This window comes from Planococcus sp. S3-L1 (assembly GCF_030063085.1).
In the GTDB taxonomy this organism is placed as follows: domain Bacteria; phylum Bacillota; class Bacilli; order Bacillales_A; family Planococcaceae; genus Planococcus; species Planococcus kocurii.
This window is the reverse complement of record NZ_JASISN010000001.1, coordinates 100,889-118,784: the sequence shown is the minus strand read 5'-3', so window position 1 is coordinate 118,784 and position 17,896 is coordinate 100,889. Positions and strand designations below refer to the sequence as shown.

The 17,896-nt window shown below is 40.2% G+C and carries 23 protein-coding genes; 4 read left to right on the top strand and 19 right to left on the bottom strand.

The annotated features are described in order from the left end of the window. Positions 1-61 precede the first annotated feature (61 nt). The 5 genes from QMF37_RS00595 to msrA form a co-directional block, all read right to left on the bottom strand. The gene (locus tag QMF37_RS00595; protein ID WP_283475954.1) at positions 62-448 is read right to left on the bottom strand and encodes a VOC family protein; all 387 of its coding nucleotides are present in this window, start codon (positions 446-448) and stop codon (positions 62-64) included. A 79-nt stretch (positions 449-527) separates the two neighbouring features. Further along, entirely contained in the window at positions 528-1,313 is a 786-nt protein-coding gene (locus QMF37_RS00590) for an ABC transporter permease (RefSeq protein WP_058384250.1), read from the bottom strand. After that, complete coding sequence (locus QMF37_RS00585) at positions 1,310-2,191, bottom strand: ABC transporter ATP-binding protein (protein WP_151897519.1); 882 nt, start codon at positions 2,189-2,191, stop codon at positions 1,310-1,312. The genes QMF37_RS00590 and QMF37_RS00585 overlap by 4 nt, the downstream gene beginning before the upstream one ends. Beyond that, a complete protein-coding gene (locus QMF37_RS00580; protein WP_071153334.1) occupies positions 2,188-2,382 on the bottom strand; it encodes a PLD nuclease N-terminal domain-containing protein in 195 nt (64 codons plus the stop codon). The genes QMF37_RS00585 and QMF37_RS00580 overlap by 4 nt, the downstream gene beginning before the upstream one ends. A gap of 98 nt (positions 2,383-2,480) precedes the next feature. Continuing rightward, positions 2,481-3,161, bottom strand: a complete 681-nt coding sequence (msrA, locus tag QMF37_RS00575; RefSeq protein WP_058384248.1) for a peptide-methionine (S)-S-oxide reductase MsrA — start codon at positions 3,159-3,161, stop codon at positions 2,481-2,483. 159 nt (positions 3,162-3,320) lie between these two features. Here msrA and QMF37_RS00570 point away from each other — a divergent pair, with 159 nt between their 5' ends. Next, a complete protein-coding gene (locus QMF37_RS00570; RefSeq protein WP_078080735.1) occupies positions 3,321-3,905 on the top strand; it encodes a protein-L-isoaspartate(D-aspartate) O-methyltransferase in 585 nt (194 codons plus the stop codon). Positions 3,906-4,106: 201 nt separating this feature from the next. Next, on the top strand, positions 4,107-4,802 hold the full coding sequence (locus tag QMF37_RS00565) for a Na-translocating system protein MpsC family protein (RefSeq protein WP_283475946.1): 696 nt from the start codon (positions 4,107-4,109) through the stop codon (positions 4,800-4,802). Positions 4,803-5,361: 559 nt separating this feature from the next. Here QMF37_RS00565 and QMF37_RS00560 read toward each other — a convergent pair. Both QMF37_RS00560 and QMF37_RS00555 read right to left on the bottom strand, forming a co-directional pair. After that, positions 5,362-6,561 (bottom strand): MalY/PatB family protein, encoded by a 1,200-nt coding sequence (locus QMF37_RS00560; protein ID WP_058384245.1) that lies wholly within the window; start codon positions 6,559-6,561, stop codon positions 5,362-5,364. Between the two features lie 126 nt (positions 6,562-6,687). Continuing rightward, a complete protein-coding gene (locus QMF37_RS00555) occupies positions 6,688-8,796 on the bottom strand; it encodes a type IA DNA topoisomerase (RefSeq protein WP_283475943.1) in 2,109 nt (702 codons plus the stop codon). 136 nt (positions 8,797-8,932) lie between these two features. On the opposite strand from QMF37_RS00555, the gene QMF37_RS00550 reads away from it, so the two are divergent. Continuing rightward, complete coding sequence (locus tag QMF37_RS00550) at positions 8,933-9,610, top strand: NAD(P)H-binding protein (protein ID WP_071153336.1); 678 nt, start codon at positions 8,933-8,935, stop codon at positions 9,608-9,610. A gap of 41 nt (positions 9,611-9,651) precedes the next feature. Here QMF37_RS00550 and QMF37_RS00545 read toward each other — a convergent pair whose 3' ends face one another. The 11 genes from QMF37_RS00545 to QMF37_RS00495 all read right to left on the bottom strand — a co-directional run bounded on the left by QMF37_RS00545 (position 9,652) and on the right by QMF37_RS00495 (position 16,216). Further along, a complete protein-coding gene (locus tag QMF37_RS00545; protein WP_283475941.1) occupies positions 9,652-10,428 on the bottom strand; it encodes a sulfite exporter TauE/SafE family protein in 777 nt (258 codons plus the stop codon). A gap of 58 nt (positions 10,429-10,486) precedes the next feature. Then, a complete protein-coding gene (locus QMF37_RS00540; RefSeq protein WP_071153337.1) occupies positions 10,487-10,714 on the bottom strand; it encodes a sulfurtransferase TusA family protein in 228 nt (75 codons plus the stop codon). A 43-nt stretch (positions 10,715-10,757) separates the two neighbouring features. Then, on the bottom strand, positions 10,758-11,885 hold the full coding sequence (locus QMF37_RS00535; RefSeq protein ID WP_283475938.1) for an MBL fold metallo-hydrolase: 1,128 nt from the start codon (positions 11,883-11,885) through the stop codon (positions 10,758-10,760). A gap of 39 nt (positions 11,886-11,924) precedes the next feature. Next, positions 11,925-12,482, bottom strand: a complete 558-nt coding sequence (locus tag QMF37_RS00530) for a sulfurtransferase TusA family protein (protein ID WP_071153339.1) — start codon at positions 12,480-12,482, stop codon at positions 11,925-11,927. Positions 12,483-12,524: 42 nt separating this feature from the next. Further along, positions 12,525-12,821, bottom strand: coding sequence for a rhodanese-like domain-containing protein (locus QMF37_RS00525; RefSeq protein WP_283475936.1), 297 nt, complete (start codon positions 12,819-12,821; stop codon positions 12,525-12,527). Between the two features lie 14 nt (positions 12,822-12,835). Beyond that, positions 12,836-13,201: a rhodanese-like domain-containing protein gene (locus QMF37_RS00520; RefSeq protein WP_283475934.1), complete on the bottom strand. Its 366-nt coding sequence runs from the start codon at positions 13,199-13,201 to the stop codon at positions 12,836-12,838. Between the two features lie 29 nt (positions 13,202-13,230). After that, positions 13,231-13,713: a DsrE/DsrF/DrsH-like family protein gene (locus QMF37_RS00515; protein ID WP_049693153.1), complete on the bottom strand. Its 483-nt coding sequence runs from the start codon at positions 13,711-13,713 to the stop codon at positions 13,231-13,233. A gap of 139 nt (positions 13,714-13,852) precedes the next feature. After that, positions 13,853-14,113 (bottom strand): metal-sensitive transcriptional regulator, encoded by a 261-nt coding sequence (locus tag QMF37_RS00510; protein WP_049693154.1) that lies wholly within the window; start codon positions 14,111-14,113, stop codon positions 13,853-13,855. A gap of 144 nt (positions 14,114-14,257) precedes the next feature. Beyond that, positions 14,258-14,641: a DUF302 domain-containing protein gene (locus tag QMF37_RS00505; RefSeq protein WP_071153342.1), complete on the bottom strand. Its 384-nt coding sequence runs from the start codon at positions 14,639-14,641 to the stop codon at positions 14,258-14,260. 157 nt (positions 14,642-14,798) lie between these two features. Beyond that, positions 14,799-15,260 (bottom strand): OsmC family protein, encoded by a 462-nt coding sequence (locus QMF37_RS00500; protein ID WP_283475928.1) that lies wholly within the window; start codon positions 15,258-15,260, stop codon positions 14,799-14,801. Positions 15,261-15,274: 14 nt separating this feature from the next. Further along, complete coding sequence (locus QMF37_RS00495; RefSeq protein WP_283475926.1) at positions 15,275-16,216, bottom strand: carbohydrate kinase family protein; 942 nt, start codon at positions 16,214-16,216, stop codon at positions 15,275-15,277. A gap of 142 nt (positions 16,217-16,358) precedes the next feature. Between QMF37_RS00495 and QMF37_RS00490 the strand changes: the two genes are divergently transcribed. After that, positions 16,359-16,922 (top strand): GNAT family N-acetyltransferase, encoded by a 564-nt coding sequence (locus QMF37_RS00490; protein WP_071153344.1) that lies wholly within the window; start codon positions 16,359-16,361, stop codon positions 16,920-16,922. Positions 16,923-17,072: 150 nt separating this feature from the next. On the opposite strand, the gene QMF37_RS00485 is transcribed toward QMF37_RS00490, so the two are convergent. Continuing rightward, on the bottom strand, positions 17,073-17,894 hold the full coding sequence (locus QMF37_RS00485; protein WP_283475922.1) for a MetQ/NlpA family ABC transporter substrate-binding protein: 822 nt from the start codon (positions 17,892-17,894) through the stop codon (positions 17,073-17,075). Between the last annotated feature and the right edge of the window lie 2 nt (positions 17,895-17,896).

Below are 17,896 nucleotides of genomic sequence, written 5' to 3'. Positions count from 1 at the left end.
AAACTAACCTCTATTCAATTCTCATTCGAACAATTGGAGTCGGCTCCATCTTTTAATCTACTTAAATCGGTGCTACAATTTCGATTTTCAAACGATCAGGTCCCTCTAGAAAAACTGCATAACAATTTGGTCCACCTGCATAGGGATGAAGGTCTTCGTATAAAATTCGCACACCCAATTGTCTCATTTTTCCAGTCATTTCGTCTACTTGCGCACATGAAATTGCATGAAACGCCAAATGATTCAATCCGGTTTTTTTGCGATGAAAAGACGTTTGTAAGAATTCCTCTTGTGTTTGAACAAAAACAAGATAGGTAGGACCTGATTTGTAGCTGAACCCTTGTTCCCACTCCTGAAATAATACATAGCCCAGTAGTGGTAGCAGTTCGCTATAGAATGACCTAGCTTCAGTTAGATTTGAAACATTGAGTTCTACATGATGTAGCATTTGTTCCCACTCCTTTAATCCATGCTACTCGTTGTACTAAAAAACGTGCAAGTTTCTCAGTAGATTGGTGAGTGGCAACTCAAACTTTGGTCTTGGCTTTATTTTTTCGTGCTGCCACACTACCTAAAACGCTTAAAAGAAAAATACATAAAATAGCTATCCCTATAGCTCCTACGAGACTACCTCCATCGGAAGATCCCGTTAACCAAGCCGCTCCGTACTGTGGGATTTTCACCGGTGAAATCGACCAAGTCGTACCGAATAAGCTATCCGTTAATTGCAAGATCAGGTATATTGCAAATGCAACCGCCGCTGCAATTCCACCATTTGGTGAAACGGCGCTTGCTGCTAAAACAATCGTTAGAATGAGCACTACCCAAATGCTATAAGTTCCCATTAGTTGAACAAGCTTGCCAAATCCAACTTCTCCAAAAAAAAGGAATGTGTAGTAATAGCCCGCCAGAAAGCCAAGCCAGACACTAACCAAGGAAACAACAGATGCGACTGACCATTTGCTTAGAAAATAAGCTGAAAAAGAAAGTGGTCGAACATACAGCAAAGTGGCTGTCCCGCTTTTTCGTTCTCCAGCTATGCTTCCCATATAAGCTAAAATCAGTACAGCTATACCAATCGTTTGAAATTGTTCCATGACTGCTATCAATAGTTGTTCTGGCATAAGTGTTGGTAATTCTAACACTGCGCCATCTGGTAAACCGCCGGAGGACTCCAAGATTTGAGGAAGGAAATAATTGACTACAGGCTCGGTAATCCCTAAAAGAATGAAAACTGCGGGTATCCAGAAAATTTTATAATTCCGTATATTTTCCAAACACTCTTTTTGCGTTAAAATAAGAAATTGCTTCATTTGGCAGCGACCACCTTTAAAAAGATTTCTTCTAGCGAAGCCGCTTGTGATTCAACCCCTATAATGCCCTGTTGTTCAGAAGCCAGAATACGAAGAACTTGCTGCATGTTTGGATAGTTTTCATGAACAGGCAAAAACACAAAACTCTCTTTCACCTCAGATTCCCATGACTGTCTCCTAGCAAAGTCTAACGCTTGAGTCTGATTTTGAAACTGTATGCGAATGTGCGGGGCGGCATGCCGATTCTTGACTTCGCTTAGAGATCCTTGCTCAATCAAACACCCATCTTTCATAAACAACAACTGGTCAGTCATTTCTTCTGCATCATTTAAAATATGAGTAGAGTACAGAATTGTTGTGTCCTGCTGTAGTGATTTCAATAAATCCATGATTTCACGTCGCCCCGTCGGATCTAGAGCTGAAATCGGCTCATCCAATAAAAGAAGTTTCGGCTGATGGACAATAGCCTGCGCAAGGCCAAGGCGTTGTTTCATTCCCCCTGAAAAAGCGCCTGTCTTTTTATTCATTGCCGTCTCAAGTCCTACAAATTCCAAGGTGCGAGTTGCTTGCAATTTCGCTTTTCTCGCTTCAATCCCACTTATTTTCGCAGCCATTTCCACAAATTCTAACGCTGTCAACCACGGAAAAAATTGAGGATACTGAGGAAGGAAACCGATGGTCAAATTTTCAGCTAGTGTAATTGTTCCATTTGAAGGAGACAGTAAACTGGCTAACATCGACAAGGTTGTCGTTTTCCCTGCTCCATTCGGACCGATTAAAGCGGTAGCAGTGCCTTTTTCTAATACAAAAGAAAGTTTCTTCACAACCTCTTGTTGTCCGTAACGCTTTGTTAGTTTTTCCACTTCCACTATATTCAATAGTTTCTCCTCCCGATTACAAAGTAAAGAATCGGTCCTAAAATATTGACGATAACAATCAGGATTCCCCACATCCATTTCGGACCATTCGGATTGGGGTTTTTTATCAAATTGATTAAAGCAAAAATCATTAGTGCAAATTGAATTACGACAATTGGCAGTAAAGCTAACAGCAATGTTGTTTGATCCACTAGGTATCTCCTACTTTTCTCTTTTCTTTCTATTATATGGGTTAGCACTTTAATCTCCTACAGTTTCTGACAAAATCCAATCTCAGGTAAAAGCCCATCTACCATTTCAACTTCAAAAAAAGATCAGTCAACCATTTTTTTTCAACGGTTCCGATACGCCACTGCGCTATGTCTTCTCGCACACTGTCTTTTGTTCCATAGCCTTTTACAAAACCGTTTAGCCGAGCAGCAAAAGTCGAGTCTGTTAATAATTCCTTTTCAGGAAAAAGTTCTGCCAGTTGCTCTAAAGCCTTTGGGTACCGTTTCAAATAATATTTTTGGTGGCGTTCTTCAGCTAACGTAAATTCACCAAAAGGTGCAATTTCCGTTTCAATTGGCTCACGGAGTTGTGTTTCCATTTCTTTTCGAATGTTTTCAATCGTTTTGCGCTGCTGCTCTGTATGGTAATGGACTAAAGAAATATATTGTCTCCCTTTATAATTATCGCGATTTGGGTAATGATTTTGCCAGAATTCTCGAAGGATAGCTTCATAGCTGATGACTCGTGGATCAAAACTGATATGAACTGTTTCCGTGTGATCGCCCATTTGCCGGTACGTAGGCGTTGGTGTTGTTCCGCCAGTAAAACCCACACAGGTTCGGACCACTCCTGGCATGCTACCAAAGCGTGCTTCCGGTCCCCAAAAGCAGCCCATCCCAAAAGTAGCAAGTTCCAATCTCTGATCATTTTGATGAATACCTTCTTCAATTGACCTCATAACCATTTGTTGAAAACCCATACGAATCGCCCTCTCTTTTTCTGGATAAATTCCAGTCTACTTCCTATACAGCTTGCTCGTTTTTCATTAAACTCAATGTAACAAGACTGTTCAGAAAATGCATGACTCAGCTATCGCTTTGTTTACTAAAAACACAATACGAGAAAGGGGGTGAACGTGATGAGCGAACGAAGAAAAGAAATCATCACCTATTTCAGACAAATGGATCGCAGCTTTTTCATGGATACCAACAAAGACCTTGCTACATTTGACTATGCCTTGCCTATTGGATTTGAACAAACAATCTCACAACCATCGCTCGTGCTCGAAATGACACTGGCACTTGACCTTGAACCCAGCCAAAAAGTATTGGAGCTTGGAACTGGATCGGGTTTTCAAACCGCGCTACTTGCTACTTTCTCCAAAACTGTATACACAATCGAAAGAATTGAGGAGTTGCATCATCGTTCAAAAGACCGGTTAGCCCAATTAGGTCTTGATAATATTCACTTTAACTTAGGGGATGGCAGCGCGGGCTGGAAAGAGCATGCTCCCTTTGATCGGATAATGGTTACCGCTGCAGCTACTGAAGTTCCGAAAGAACTACTTGAACAACTAAATCATGGAGGGAAAATGGTGATTCCAGTAGGAAGTTCTGCTAGCCAAGAACTTCAACTGATTGAAAAAGATGCTGAAGGCAAAATTCACAGCACGCTTTTAAACCACGTGCTATTTGTTCCACTAAAAGGAAAATATGAAATGTGATCTTCTATTAAACTAATAACCTTATATATTTCTGCGTATGTAACTCTTTTTTATTCGATGCAATCGTTTTGTACACGACAACGCAATTGCCGTATAATAAAGCACACTAGACAGACTACTCTTTTTCCATCTACTTTTAATTAGATGTATGAAAGAAAGATTGTCGTTTATATTGCTACAGCTAAAAAAGGAGACTACGTCATGCCTACCGAAAAAACAATTCATACTGAAGTTGGCAGCTACATTTCCACTTTATTGCGTAATCATTTCGGAAAAGGTCCTACTTCAGTATTCGTAACCGTCAAGCCGCCCTTTATCACGGTCCACCTGCGTGGATTTTTATCTCCTCCTGAAAAAATTCTACTGAACCAACAAGAACATCGCAGAGTATTAGAAACACGTGATCTTTTGATGAATCAACTGGCTGTAGATATAAAAGTGGATTTATGGCAAATTGGTGCATTGGATATTGAAGATGTCTACGCAGATTGGAATTTAGATGATCAGACGGGAATGATTCTTGCTGTCATGACCGATAAATCGCCAGCAGCCGACTTTGAGTGGGATTCAGCTGTTCAAGTGGAAAGTGTTCTCGAGGAAGTGGAGGAAGCTAGTCGAAAAGCACAAAAAACTCCTGAAAAAACGGATTTGTACTGGCTCAACAACCGCACATTATTGATCGAGCGTACCGGAATTTTTGTCGAAATTGAAAAAGAACTCATTCGTGGAGGATTTACTGAAGAATTGAAGTTAGTTAAGCGTCCTTTAGAACGGCGCTTACTGTTACAAACTCGGATTGAAGCCATTTTGAAGCAACCTATTTCAGAAGTGTTTCTTGATTGGAACTTCACCACTGATAAAGGCTATACTTTGTTATTACTAGAACCTGCCAAATAACAACTTCCAACTTATGAAACCATAGACAAATTCAGGTAATCTGGACTTGTCTATGGTTTTTTGTCTGGCTTATTCATAAATACGGCCTTTCTAGCTACTAATGCTTTGAGCTTGCTGGCAATATTTACACATTTCGTATAAATCTTTATTCTTCAGCTGCTGAACATATTCGACTTGGTCAGTAAATTCCCTTTTTTCTACAGGTGTCTCCACAAAATCGCACCGATCTCCAGCAAACTGTCGTTGGTGAATCTTCTTTTTCTTATGATCTACAAAGTAATAAATGATGACCACTTCCTTTCTTTTTCAGAAACTAGAAAAGCCGAAAAGAATTGCCTTTGTTTCAAGGCATTCTTTTCGGCTTTTACTTCAGCTCTATTGTCTGAACTATTTAACCAAGATATAAAGATAGCGATAACATGAAAAAAGCATCGTTGCTAGTTGAAACTACATCTTAGATTAACACGCTCTTATTTCTCAAGTACCCTCATCATACTAAATATCGTGTTAAAGATAAAGAAATCAGCACCCACTTATGATTTACTACGGGGTTGCCTCGTTATCTTTTTCCAGAAATGTCTTCAAATTCTTTTGCTATTCTTTCCAAAGCTTCCTCTATCAGTGGGCGCGGAGAAGGGGTACAAATCCGTTGATAGAACTCTCCTTCTTCACCAAACATACTGCCATCTTCAAGTAGGACGTTGGCTTTATTGTATATGCGATCATGAATTTCTTCAGCTGTTATGCCGTAACCACTAAAATCTAACCACATAATATAGGTTCCTTCAGGAATAGCTACTTTTACTTCTGGCATGCGCTCAGCCAAAAACTCTTTGACATACGTCATTGTGTCATCGACATAGTCAGTCAGCTGATCCAACCAGTCTTCTCCTTCGTTATAAACCGCAATCAAAGCCGCAATCGCAAAGGGAGATGCCAATTGCATACCCATTTCAGTAGCGAATTGAGTACGAAGCTCTTCGTCAGAGATAATGACGTTGGTGCAATGCAACCCAGCCACATTGAAGGTTTTGTTAATTGCTGTGCACGTAATAATGTGGTCAGCATGGTCAGCCGCTTTCACCATAGGAATAAACTCATTGCCGCGACGCAATAGATCTCCATGGATTTCATCGGCTACGATTAAGACATTATTGTCATGACAAATCGCTGCCATTTTATTCAACTCTTCGTTATTGAAAACTCGACCTGTTGGATTATGCGGATTGCATAAAATGAACATTGTCGTATGGTTAGCCTTTGCTTTCGCTTCAAAATCCTCGAAGTCAATCGAATAATAACCTTCTTCATCTACGTGTAGTGCATTATTGATGACTTTCCGGCCATTCCCTTCAATTACAGAAGTAAACGGCGGATAAACAGGACGCTGAATGATGATGCCATCTTCTAGTTTAGTAAATGCTTTTACCGCAATGTTCAGCGCATGAACTGTTCCTGGACTGTAAACGATGTGTTCTTTTTCCACTCTCCAGTCATGCCGTTTTTGTAACCACGATTGAATCGCACCGAAATACTCATCCGGAAAAACAGAATAGCCATAAATTCGGTGGTCCACTGTTTTGTGCAAAGCATCTACTAAAGGTTGTGGAACAGGTAAGTCCATATCGGCGGTAAACAATGGAATGGTATGTTCATCGTATCTCTCTGTTAATCCGAATTGCTTAATCAACTCTTCTCCGTCCCACTTTAAAGAGTAGGTGCCTCTTCTATTAATGATTTCATCAAAATTATATTTCATATGAAACTTCCTTTCCTGCTGATGTCTGGCTTTTTCTTTAGTATTCATTATTAGATAAAGCGCTAATTCATTGCAACCAATCGAACTTTCCGATTACGATACGAGTTGAATTAACGAAACAGGTTTTCAAAACTCCATTTTCAACTTACCTTCTTCTAATACCAACTTAGCGTTAAATTTCTTACCGTTTTTTGAAACAAACCCTTTAATAACTGGCGTCTTGCCTCTCGTGCACAAGTATTCAATTTGTTTAGCAGTTAACCGCTTTTTCAAGAACGTTGCGGGAAATGATTGCTTGCAACCAGTAGCGTATTCGGTACAATTGTACGAACCTCTTCGCGATACAATCATGCCAGTCTTGCATCTTGGACAAAGAGCAATCTCATCTTTGGCATCAGGTGTTGCTAGCTGTTCAGGCAATCCGTTTTTCAACATTTGTCCCGGCACTTCGTCTAGTAGCTTTTGGATAAACTTGCCGATGGTTGCCAGGAACACTTCCGCTGAGCCTTCACCTTTACCGATTTTCTTCAGATAAGTTTCCCATTTAGCGGTCATTGATGGACTCGACAATAAATTCCCTTCAATGGATTGACAAAGAATACGACCTTTTCCAGTAATCGAAACAATATTTTTGGTGACTGAGATGTATTCATGCCGTTTGATTGTTTCAATGATGCCACTTCTCGTTGCTTCTGTCCCAAGTCCTTCAATTTCCTTTAAAATTTCAGTATCCCCTACATCTTCTACAAACTTCCCACACGTTTTCATCATGGCGATTAGCTGTCCTTCAGTGTACGGCTTTGGTGGTGTTGTCATGCTTTCTTTTATATCGACTTTACTTTTAACTCGCTCCTGCTCACGTAATTCAGGAAGAGACGATTCTTCTTTCGTTTCTTTGGCAGAAGGAAATAGCTCTTTCCACCCTTTTTCAAGCTCTGTTTTTCCGGTGGTGAAAAACGCCAGCCCTTTAACATCTGTTGTCACCTTGGTTTCGGCATAGCGATAATCTTTGTGGAACATTGCCAACGTCGTCCGCAATACTTCCTCATATAAGTTGCGCTGGTCTGTTGCCAGTCCCGCTAATTTCCGGGCAGTCGGGATGGTTTTTGTCGGGATGATGGCATAATGCTCCTGAACTTTGGAACTGTCTACAAATCGCTTTTTCGGCGCTTTGGAAGCAATCGGAAATGGCGCTTCAATCAATTGCTGATATTTTTCGACTTGGCCTGCCAAATAACTAAATTCACCCGGTGTAATATGCTGGGTATCGGTTCTTGGATAACTGACAAGTTTTTTTTCGTACAGCCCCTGCATAACAGACAGAACTTTAGCAGGACTGTATTTCCATTTCCGATTAGCCACTGCTTGCAAAGTTGATAAAGAGTGCAACTGGGGCGGTGGCGTACGTTTTTCTGTAGTTTTTACTTGTGTGACAACGCCTTCTTCTTTTGCAGCAACAGCATGTTTGGCCAATAGTTCTTCTGCTTCTCTTCTCTCCTTCGCTCTTAGTTTCACTTTACCTTTATAGCGTCCTTTTTCCGCATCAAATAGACCTTCAATTTCATAAAAAGGCTCTGGTACAAATGCTTCAATTTCTTTTTCACGCTGATAAATCAGAAAAACAGTAGGCGTTTGCACGCGTCCAATCGCAAACACTTCGCGTATGCCTTTTTCTTGAAGCAATAAGGAGTACAAACGAGAGCCGTTCATGCCGACCAACCAATCGCTAATTTGACGCGCTTTCGCTTCTTCGTACAACAACAGATCTTGCCGATTATCGCGCAGTTCTTGAAAACCTTTTCTAACTTCATCAGCTTCTAGTGAATTAATCCACAATCGTTGAATCTTTTTACCTTTAGCTCCCGTATGGTAATAGATACTATAAAATATATTGGATCCTTCCCGGTCAACATCACAAGCATTGATGACCGTATCGGTTTGAAAAATCAATTTTTTTATAATGGCAAATTGCTGCGCCTTACCTCTTGCTACTTGAAACTGGTAGGTGTCTGGCAAAATCGGCAGTGCAGCCAGTGACCATTTCCCCCATTTCGGATTATAAGCTTTTGGTTCTTTTAATTCGACGAGGTGTCCGATGCCCCACGTGATATAGGCACCTTGTGGGAAAATCGCATCCGGTGTAATTTCAATAAAGCCGTCACGTTTCGTAGTTTTGAACGCTTCCGCGTAGGCCTTGGCCTGACTTGGTTTTTCAGCGACTATCACTGGTTTCATGCGCTTCTTCCTCTCCGTTCATTCTTAATCTCATTGTACTCTTTTAGCCAAAGATTCAAAGCAAAAAGACAATTCTCTATATATTGGGGTATAGTAGGTTCTAAGCGAAAACACATAGACAAAGGAGTCGTTTACGATGAACAATAAAACTGCTTTACTAGCAGGAGCCAGCGGACTGGTTGGCAATGAATTGCTCCATATCCTTTTAAACAGCTCACACTACAGCCAGGTAAGAATTTTGGTGCGCCATCCAATCGAACTAATACATGAAAAACTTGAACAGATTATTACCGATTTCAACAAACTGGATGACTATGCCGACTATTTTACTGTCGACGATGTTTATTGTTGTCTCGGTACGACAATCAAAAAAGCCGGATCACAAGAGGCATTCAAAAAAGTTGATTATGACTATCCCCTCAAAATGGCTGAATTGGCAAAGTCTCATCAAGTAAAAAACTTTTTGGTTATTACCGCATTAGGAGCCGACTCCAACTCAAAAGTTTTTTACAGTCGCACTAAAGGACAGCTACAGCTGAATTTGAAGAAAACGGGCTTGACTGCCTTGCATATATTCCAACCTTCTCTATTGCTTGGAGAACGTCAAGAATTTCGTTTAGGTGAAAAAGCTGCTACTCTTCTAAGCCCTGTCATTAGCAAAGTACTAAAAGGCAAAATGAAAAAATACAAACCTGTTGAAGCGAAAGACGTAGCAGTCACTATGTATGAAGTGGCCCAGATTGAACGTACCGGTAACTACACCTACCCATCCGATCGAATCGAAATCATAAGTGCTCAAAGCACTGAAAAATAGAAAAAGCGGATGCCTTTTGAAAAGGCGTCCGCTTTTTTGTATTATAGAATATCTGACCAAATTTTAATGGCTGTACCTAAAATCAATAAAGCCAAAATCCATTGGAGATACTTCGTATTCATCTTTTGTCCGAGCTTAGCTCCAAGTGGTGCTGCGAGTATACTTGCCACAATCATCACAGCCGCCGGACCGTATAAAACCTGATCTGTGACAATTTTACCGATTGTCGCACCAATCGATGACAAGAACGTAATGGCAAGCGATGTTGCAATGGTCATCCGTGTTGGTATTTTCAATACAATTAACATAATGGGTACTAAAATAAAAGCACCTGCTGCTCCTACAATTCCGGCAGCAATTCCGACAGCAAAGGCTAATCCTGCAGCTAGCCATTTGTTAAATGTCACTTGATCAAGCGGAATGTCATCGACGCCTTTTTTTGGCATGAACATCATTACGACAGCAATCGTCGCGAGTATAGCGTAGACAATATTAATCGCTTGCTCTGATAGTAGAGTAGAGCCAAAGCCACCGATAAAACTACCGATGAGAATGGCACCCCCCATATAAGCAATTAGGATTTTATTTAAATAACCGCTACCACGATATGCCCATACCCCAGCGATGGTCGCAAAAAATACCTGTATGGCACTGATCCCTGACACTTCGTGAGCACTAAAAGCCGTATACCCTAGCATTACTGGTATATAGAGTAACATGGGATACTTGATAATCGAGCCACCGATTCCTACCATTCCGGAAATAAAGGAACCTACAAAGCCGATGATAAATATAACAACGATAAAATCTATGCTCATTTAAATCACCTTTCTAATAGGGAAAAGGGTATCGTAACGATACCCTTTGATCCACCTCTTAGCCTTTCTTGATCCAGAATTTAAAGACGTCGCCTTCTACTTGAGATTCCATTAATTCATGTCCACCTGACTTTGCCCATGCAGCTAAATCTGCTTGTGCACCTTTATCAGTAGCCAAAATTTCAAGAACTTCTCCACTTGCCATATCTTTCATTTCTTTTCTTGTTTTTACGATTGGCATTGGGCATGCTAATCCTTTCGCGTCTAATACTTTAGTTGATTTCATCAGTATCTCTCCTTTAAGTTGTTTGCAATTTTTTTGTTTTTACTTAACGTACTGCGCAGCGATTCGGTCCAATTTCCATTTCACGCTGTATTTCTTCATCTGGTATGATTTGACCCATATTTGTTTTGCGAATATCTTGATATGCATTTGGCTGTGGTGGTAAGTTTTTCGTAACCATATCACGGAATTCTTGTTCGTCCGAAATATTCAATCCGTGGTTTTCTTTAAATAAGTCGCCAAGTTTTTTAGCCACACTACCGTCTTCATTTAATTCATCAATAATCATGAAATGAGCTGGAAGAACAATAAGTTCGTTTGCTAGATCCTGATAACGTGAGTAAAGAGATTCTCTCAAATCCCCTACCCAGTCCTCAGCAAGACCTGCAAGATCTGGTCGTCCAATTGAATCGATAAACAAAATATCGCCAGTCATCAAATATTTTTTGTCTACAATAAACGAAGTAGAGCCGATTGTGTGACCTGGTGAGTAAAGTGCTTCAATTTCGAGTTGCGAGCTTCCAATTGCCACTTCTAGACCATTTTCTAAAGCCGCATAGTCAAACACGACTCCTTCTGCATCTTTTGCTGGCAAGTAATACGTTGCACCTGTTGCTTCTGCAATCGCTCGGCCCCCAGAAATATGATCAGCGTGCAAATGCGTATCGAAAACATGCTTGATTGTTGCGCCTTTTTCTTGCGCGAAGTCCAAGAAAATCGTTGCCATGCGAGTTGCATCAATTACAGCGGCTTCTCCTTCAGAAATGACCATGTAAGAAAGACATCCCTTGCCTAGACGAACAAATTGATACAATTCGCCGCCGTTGCTCAAATCTCCGACTTTTACAGGTTCCAGGTGTTCACTCCAGGCTTTCATACCGCCTTCAAGATACGCTGCAGAAACGCCTTCTTCTGACAGCATTTCTGCTACCATAACCGAAGATCCTTCTTTGGCACACACTACTAAGATATCTCTATCTGTTGGCAATTCTGAAACCACTTCTTCGACGCCGTCCAACAAATCAAAATAAGGGATATTCAAATACTGGATATTGCCACCTTCGATTTTCCAATCTGCAAAGGCATCGCCATTTCGTACATCTAAGATAAATAATGGCTGATTATTTACTACTTTTTTTGCTACTTCACTTGCTTTCATTGCTGTTACCGTCATGCGAAATTACCTCCAGGGGTATATTTTTAGTTAAAATTTTTATACAGTTTTCCCTGTCCAGTCTCTCATGCCAGGTACTACGTTATATAGGCTATTAAAACCACTCTTAGTCATCATATCTCCTGCAATACCACTTCTTCTACCTGAATGGCAAATAATGTAGATAGCCTCTTCTTTTGTTAGTTCGTCCATTCGTGCTTCTACTTCCCCTAATGCGATATGAATTGCTCCAGGAATATGAGCTTCTTCGAATTCATCTTTTTCGCGAACATCCAAAATCGTTATCGCTTCATCGTTTTCAACTTTCCGAGTGAAATCTGCCAATGAAATTTCAGGTATTGTAATGGTTTCTTCAGGAGCTCCTGCACCATCTTTTCGGAGGAAATGACGTAACACATCGCCTTCAATTTCAGTCCCGATGTACTGATGTCCAGAACTTTTTGCCCATGCTTGAAAATCAGCCGTGGAACCTTTATCTGTTGCTTGAATTTCAAGTACTTTACCTGAATCCATATTTTTCATCGTTTTTTTTGCTTTGACGATTGGCATCGGACATGCTAATCCTTTTGCATCTAATGTTAAATCTGTTTGTACCATTAAATTTCCTCCTTGAAATTCTGCCAGTTCTTCAGCAGACGATTAGTTTGTTTCGCCGTTCCAATCCAACATTCCGCCGTCCATGTTTGTAACGTTATAGCCTTGATCTTCAAGAAAACGAGTAGCTTGTCCACTACGTCCGCCAGATCGGCAAACCATGATATATTCTGAAGATTTGTCTAGTTCACTCATGCGGAATTCCAATAACCCCAACGGAATATGAATAGCGCCAGGAATTTTCCCTGCTGCAACTTCGTCTGTTTCTCGAACATCGATTAAGTAAATTGCTTGGTTACTTTCTATTATTTTTTGAACTTCTTCGGTTGTCATTGTTTTCATTGTGAATTTCTCCTTTATTTGCGGTAACTGCTCATGCCGCCTCTAATATTTGTTATCGCAGTAAACCCATTTTTCTTCAATAATTGACTAGCTTTGCTGCTGCGCATTCCGCTTTGGCAAATAACCAGTACTTCTTTTTCTTTTGATAGTTCAATCATGCGCTTTGGCAACTCATTTAATGGGATGTTTTTAAAGCCTTTAATATGATTCCCTTTAAATTCTCCTGGAGTTCGCACGTCAATATACTGTTTATCTTTCTTGCCAAGCTGCATTTTCATTTCTTCTGTAGAAATCGTTTGAACTCCTTTAGTAGGTGTTGTGAATCGATAAACTAACCAAAGGACAGCTGCTCCAACTAAAAGCCATGTAATCCAGTCCATTTTTCATCTTCCCCTCATATTCAATTTGATTAGATGAATAAGTTAACGTTTCCGTCTTCTGCATCTCCAAGATAAGCTGCAACACCTGCGTATTCAATTCCATCGAGCAATTCTTCTTGTTGTAACCCCAGAAGATCCATTGTCATCGTACAGGCGATCATTTTCACGTCTTGCTCTGCTGCCATTTCAATTAGTTGTGGTAAAGATAATGCATTGTGTTTTTTCATAACTTGTTTAATCATCTTAGGTCCCATTCCACCAAACTGCATATTTGATAAACCGAGTTTATCTGCACCTCTTGGCATCATTTTACCGAACATGGCTTCTAGACGACCTTTTTTCAAAGCTGGTGGATTTTCTTTTCGTAATGCATTCAACCCCCAAAATGTGTGAAAAATTGTTACTTCGTGATCATATGCTGCAGCACCGTTAGCAATGATATAAGCTGCCATCGCCTTATCATAATCACCGCTGAATAATACGATCGTCGTTTTCTTTTGCTCTTGTGCCATTGTATTGCCTCCATTTTTAAATTACCCATAGGGGTATATTTTTTCTCCAAAAAAAATAACGTTTTATAGTGACGCCGCACTCTCTTGATACCCTACAGGGTATATTAAAGCAACTCTCTGTGAATGTCAAACAAAATTTTTATCTACTTTTCACTAGTAAGTCAACAGCTTCTTTTACCATATTCTCTGTGCTTTCGCCCTTCTCTATGCTTTCACGTACGCACGTTTCAAGGTTATCGCTAACAATAACGCCGATAGCACGGTCTACTGCACTTCTTACTGCTGAAAGTTGCATGACGACATCTCTACACTCTCCGTCGTTTTCTACCATTCTAATAACACCTCGAAGCTGACCTTCTATTCTTTTCAATCGATTTTCAACAAGTTTGTCGTATTTCATATTATTGATGCCTCCTATTAATAAACGAAAGGATTCTTGCTTACCTTTATAATATACCCCTAAGGGTATGTTGTCAATAGATGAGCTTACAGCAACAATCACGTTAAACTTCGGGGATTTCTCTTTATAAAAGCGTCTGACTTTTTATGCAGACTGGTCGATGCACTTGATCAAACGTTCTTCAATATCCTCAGCAATCGACTTGACGGTTGGATCTTCAACCATACCAATCAAAGCAGTAGGCTTCGGCATTCCAATTTTCACACCATCACGTTCTTTATACACTACGATTTTACACGGTAAGAAATAGCCGATCATTAAGTTTTCCGATAACACTCGATTCGCTTCTTTTGGATTACAAACCTCTAGAATTCTATAAGGCGTATCGAAATCTTCCCCTTTTTCTTGAAGTTTGGCAGTTAAATCAAAATTCCAAAGAACACCAAATTTCTCCGCCTTTAAGTTTTCCTCTAAAGCTTCAACCGCTTCGTTTACTGTTTTTAATGTATCTACTGTGTAATTAAACATGTGTTAGTTCCTCCTTTTGTTTTTCGCTCTATCAGTACCCTACCCGGTATAAATCCACCTAAACATTGCACTGTCAGGATTTTCTCAAAAAAATAATAGACGAAGAAAAAGAAAACCTTTTTCTTCGTCTATTATTTTAAAGGCTTCCGGAGCATGCCTATACTGAATCTCTGTTTTCTTTTCTTATATCCGCTTGCAATTCAACTTCCACATTGCCTTTAATCGCACGTGTAATCATGCAAGAGCTTTCAGCTTTTTCTGCCAGTTTCTGAACTAATGCTAAATCCTTGTCAGAAGCAGTCGCTTTTAAAACCACTTGTGGTTTGTGAATAATGCGCTTGTACGTAACTACGCCTTTTTCGACTTCTACAATACCTTCTGATTCCATCGTTAAAGATGATTTTTCTACCTTACTGCGTTCCATCATAGCGGCAAGTGTAATAATGTAACAAGTAGCTGCGGCACCCAGCAACATTTCATCAGGATTTGTGCCGATTCCGGGGCCATCCATTTCTGGTGGAATCGATATCTGAGTTTTTAAACCGCCTACTTCAATATCTCCTACGTCGTTGCGTAGACCCGGCCAATCTGCTTTTAAATGAAAACTATGCAAAGTCATAAAGTTTCTCCTTCTTAATCCTTATTTTTCTCAATCTCTTCAATACGCGGCATTGCTGTTAACGCACCTGTTTTTGTCGTACAAAGTGCGCCCATTTTATTACCAAAGTCAGCACAGCGAATCACTTCCTGATGTGTTTTAGGCAATCCAAACAAATGGATGTATCTAAGAATACCAGCCATGAAGGCGTCACCCGCTCCTGTTGTGTCTACCGGTTGCACAGGAATAACCGGTACGTGAAAGGTTTGATCTTTACAAACGGTATACGTGCCATTTTCACCATCTGTAACAAAAACCAACGGAATATGATTATGGGATAATTGGGTAATCCCATCTTCCATTCGTTCCGTTTCCATTAAAAAGGAAAGTTCTTCTGTCGTTAGTTTAACAATGTCTGCCGATGAAAGAAAATTCAATATGGTTTTGCGGCAAAGGTCTTCGCTTTCCCAGCGCAATGGTCGAATATTGACGTCATATGAACAAAGGACATCATACTCCTTTGCTAGTTCTAATGCCTTTTGAGTAGTGGCTCTTGCTTTAGGATGAAAAAGAGTTCCTGAACAGAAATGGAATACACTAGCATTTTCAAAAGCTTTTGGTTTTAGTTTATCGCTCGCTACTTGAAGATCAGGAGTTTTGTTAACATATGCTGAGAACACACGATCAAATTCAGGTGTCAAATGAATGTAAACACCACTCACCCTCTTTTCGGGTACCTTGATGGCATAAGTTAAATCTACGCCCTCCTTCAGTAATTCGTTTCGCACAAAAGCAGAAGTCTCGTCGTCTCCTGTAATTGTAATAAATCCTGACGGCACACCTAAACGGCTAACGCCTGCAACCACATTCACGGTAGCTCCACCAAGATGACGTTCGAAAGTATCATTCGCAGCATTGGTCGCTATATAATCTACAAATGTATCTCCGTATGTCAGCACATGTTTCGTATTTACCATCCGTAGACCCCCTTCGTGTTAATAAACAGATTCATTGATATACTATATGTTGAACTACTTCTCTATAGCGCAGCTTTTATACTTCTACGATCTATTATTTCAGTCTAAGCAGGTTTTAATCAAGTAACAGGAGGCATACTACATGAATATTATTATACGACAAGCGCAACCCGATGACGCAAAAAAAGTCGCACCACTCATTATCAATGCGATTGGAGACATCGCAAATCATATGACTGCACAAAAAGAACCAGCAGCGGTACTTGAAAAAGTAGAGGATATGATTCGTGGAGAAAATACACGTCATAGCTACCGTTATACATACGTTGCATTAGTAGGTGGCAATATTGCTGGCACTTTGGTGCTTTATCACGGCAATCAAGCTGAAGCACTAGATCGCCACTTGGCTGATCAACTGAAAAAACAAGGACACAATCGTTCAATTGAGCCAGAAGCTCATACCGACGAGTGGTATATCGACACTGTTTCAGTCGATCCTTCCTATCAAGGCCAAGGAATTGGCTCAAAACTTTTCCAATTTGCGGAGGAACTGGTTTCTTCTCAAGGAGGAGGCAAACTTTCGTTAAACGTTGATATTGATAAAGACGGGGCGATTCGTCTTTACAAACGGCTAGGCTATTCTATTGCCGAACCTTGGACTATTATTGGTGAGCCTTTTCATCATATGGTCAAAGAGATTTCTTGAGCATTTAACTTTTCGTTTGCTTGTGTTCTTCATTTCTTCCCATATATATAGAAGAAAGCCGCTTCAGATTTTTCATCTGGAGCGGCTTTCTAGCTGTACTGGTCTTACTAATTCAACGTGAAGAAGCTTTTATACAATTAGATTCATTGTTTATTTAGCCAGCCATTCAGGCTTACCAAAACCAACAAATTCTTCATCGATTACAGCTTCAAATTCTTTTGATTCTACAACTTCTATTAAATCTTTAGCAAAATCACTGTCTTCATTCTCTGCGTTCACTGCTACTACATTGCGGTATTGGTCAGGCATGTTTTCAAGTGCTAGTGCATCCAGTAGATCCATTTCAGCTGCTAGTGCAAAGTTTCCAGGAACAGCGGATAAATCAGATCCTTCAACTGCACGTGGCAATTGCCCAGCTTCGATTGGCTGGAATACCAGGTTTTTTTTATTTGTACTAACATCTCTTTCGGAAATCTTTAAATCATCCACTTCTGGGTCTACTTCGACTAGACCTTGATCTTCGAGAATTTGTAAAGCACGTGCTGCATTAACAGGATCATTAGGAATGGCAATAGTCGCACCGTCTTCGATATCTTCTAACGCGTCAAATTGATTTGAATAAATGCCCATTGGCGCTGTTGGTACGACGATTAAACCTGATAAATCCATATTGTTTTCTTTTTCAAAATTCTCTAAGTAAATTGTATGCTGGAATAGGTTGGCATCAATATCGCCCCCGTCAAGTGCGATATTTGGTTGAATGTAATCGCTAAACTCCACAATTTCTACCGTATACCCTTTTTCTTCTAAACCAGGCACAATTGCCTTACTCACCATATCGCTGTATGGCCCCGCAGTAGCACCTATTTTAATATCTTTTGAAGTTTCTCCTGTTGATTTACTTTCTTCTCCACTACCACATGCTGCTAAAGCCAATGCGCTCGCTGCTACTATTAATCCTAGTTTTTTCATTT

Excerpts from the sequence above, each read along its gene's own strand:
- QMF37_RS00595 (WP_283475954.1), bottom strand. The coding sequence starts at position 448 with ATGCTACATCATGTAGAACTCAATGTTTCAAATCTAACTGAAGCTAGG.
- QMF37_RS00590 (WP_058384250.1), bottom strand. The coding sequence starts at position 1,313 with ATGAAGCAATTTCTTATTTTAACGCAAAAAGAGTGTTTGGAAAATATA.
- msrA (WP_058384248.1), bottom strand. The coding sequence starts at position 3,161 with ATGGGTTTTCAACAAATGGTTATGAGGTCAATTGAAGAAGGTATTCAT.
- QMF37_RS00570 (WP_078080735.1), top strand. The coding sequence starts at position 3,321 with ATGAGCGAACGAAGAAAAGAAATCATCACCTATTTCAGACAAATGGAT.
- QMF37_RS00565 (WP_283475946.1), top strand. The coding sequence starts at position 4,107 with ATGCCTACCGAAAAAACAATTCATACTGAAGTTGGCAGCTACATTTCC.
- QMF37_RS00560 (WP_058384245.1), bottom strand. The coding sequence starts at position 6,561 with ATGAAATATAATTTTGATGAAATCATTAATAGAAGAGGCACCTACTCT.
- QMF37_RS00555 (WP_283475943.1), bottom strand. The coding sequence starts at position 8,796 with ATGAAACCAGTGATAGTCGCTGAAAAACCAAGTCAGGCCAAGGCCTAC.
- QMF37_RS00550 (WP_071153336.1), top strand. The coding sequence starts at position 8,933 with ATGAACAATAAAACTGCTTTACTAGCAGGAGCCAGCGGACTGGTTGGC.
- QMF37_RS00545 (WP_283475941.1), bottom strand. The coding sequence starts at position 10,428 with ATGAGCATAGATTTTATCGTTGTTATATTTATCATCGGCTTTGTAGGT.
- QMF37_RS00540 (WP_071153337.1), bottom strand. The coding sequence starts at position 10,714 with ATGAAATCAACTAAAGTATTAGACGCGAAAGGATTAGCATGCCCAATG.
- QMF37_RS00535 (WP_283475938.1), bottom strand. The coding sequence starts at position 11,885 with ATGACGGTAACAGCAATGAAAGCAAGTGAAGTAGCAAAAAAAGTAGTA.
- QMF37_RS00530 (WP_071153339.1), bottom strand. The coding sequence starts at position 12,482 with ATGGTACAAACAGATTTAACATTAGATGCAAAAGGATTAGCATGTCCG.
- QMF37_RS00525 (WP_283475936.1), bottom strand. The coding sequence starts at position 12,821 with ATGAAAACAATGACAACCGAAGAAGTTCAAAAAATAATAGAAAGTAAC.
- QMF37_RS00520 (WP_283475934.1), bottom strand. The coding sequence starts at position 13,201 with ATGGACTGGATTACATGGCTTTTAGTTGGAGCAGCTGTCCTTTGGTTA.
- QMF37_RS00515 (WP_049693153.1), bottom strand. The coding sequence starts at position 13,713 with ATGGCACAAGAGCAAAAGAAAACGACGATCGTATTATTCAGCGGTGAT.
- QMF37_RS00510 (WP_049693154.1), bottom strand. The coding sequence starts at position 14,113 with ATGAAATACGACAAACTTGTTGAAAATCGATTGAAAAGAATAGAAGGT.
- QMF37_RS00505 (WP_071153342.1), bottom strand. The coding sequence starts at position 14,641 with ATGTTTAATTACACAGTAGATACATTAAAAACAGTAAACGAAGCGGTT.
- QMF37_RS00500 (WP_283475928.1), bottom strand. The coding sequence starts at position 15,260 with ATGACTTTGCATAGTTTTCATTTAAAAGCAGATTGGCCGGGTCTACGC.
- QMF37_RS00495 (WP_283475926.1), bottom strand. The coding sequence starts at position 16,216 with ATGGTAAATACGAAACATGTGCTGACATACGGAGATACATTTGTAGAT.
- QMF37_RS00490 (WP_071153344.1), top strand. The coding sequence starts at position 16,359 with ATGAATATTATTATACGACAAGCGCAACCCGATGACGCAAAAAAAGTC.
- QMF37_RS00485 (WP_283475922.1), bottom strand. The coding sequence starts at position 17,894 with ATGAAAAAACTAGGATTAATAGTAGCAGCGAGCGCATTGGCTTTAGCA.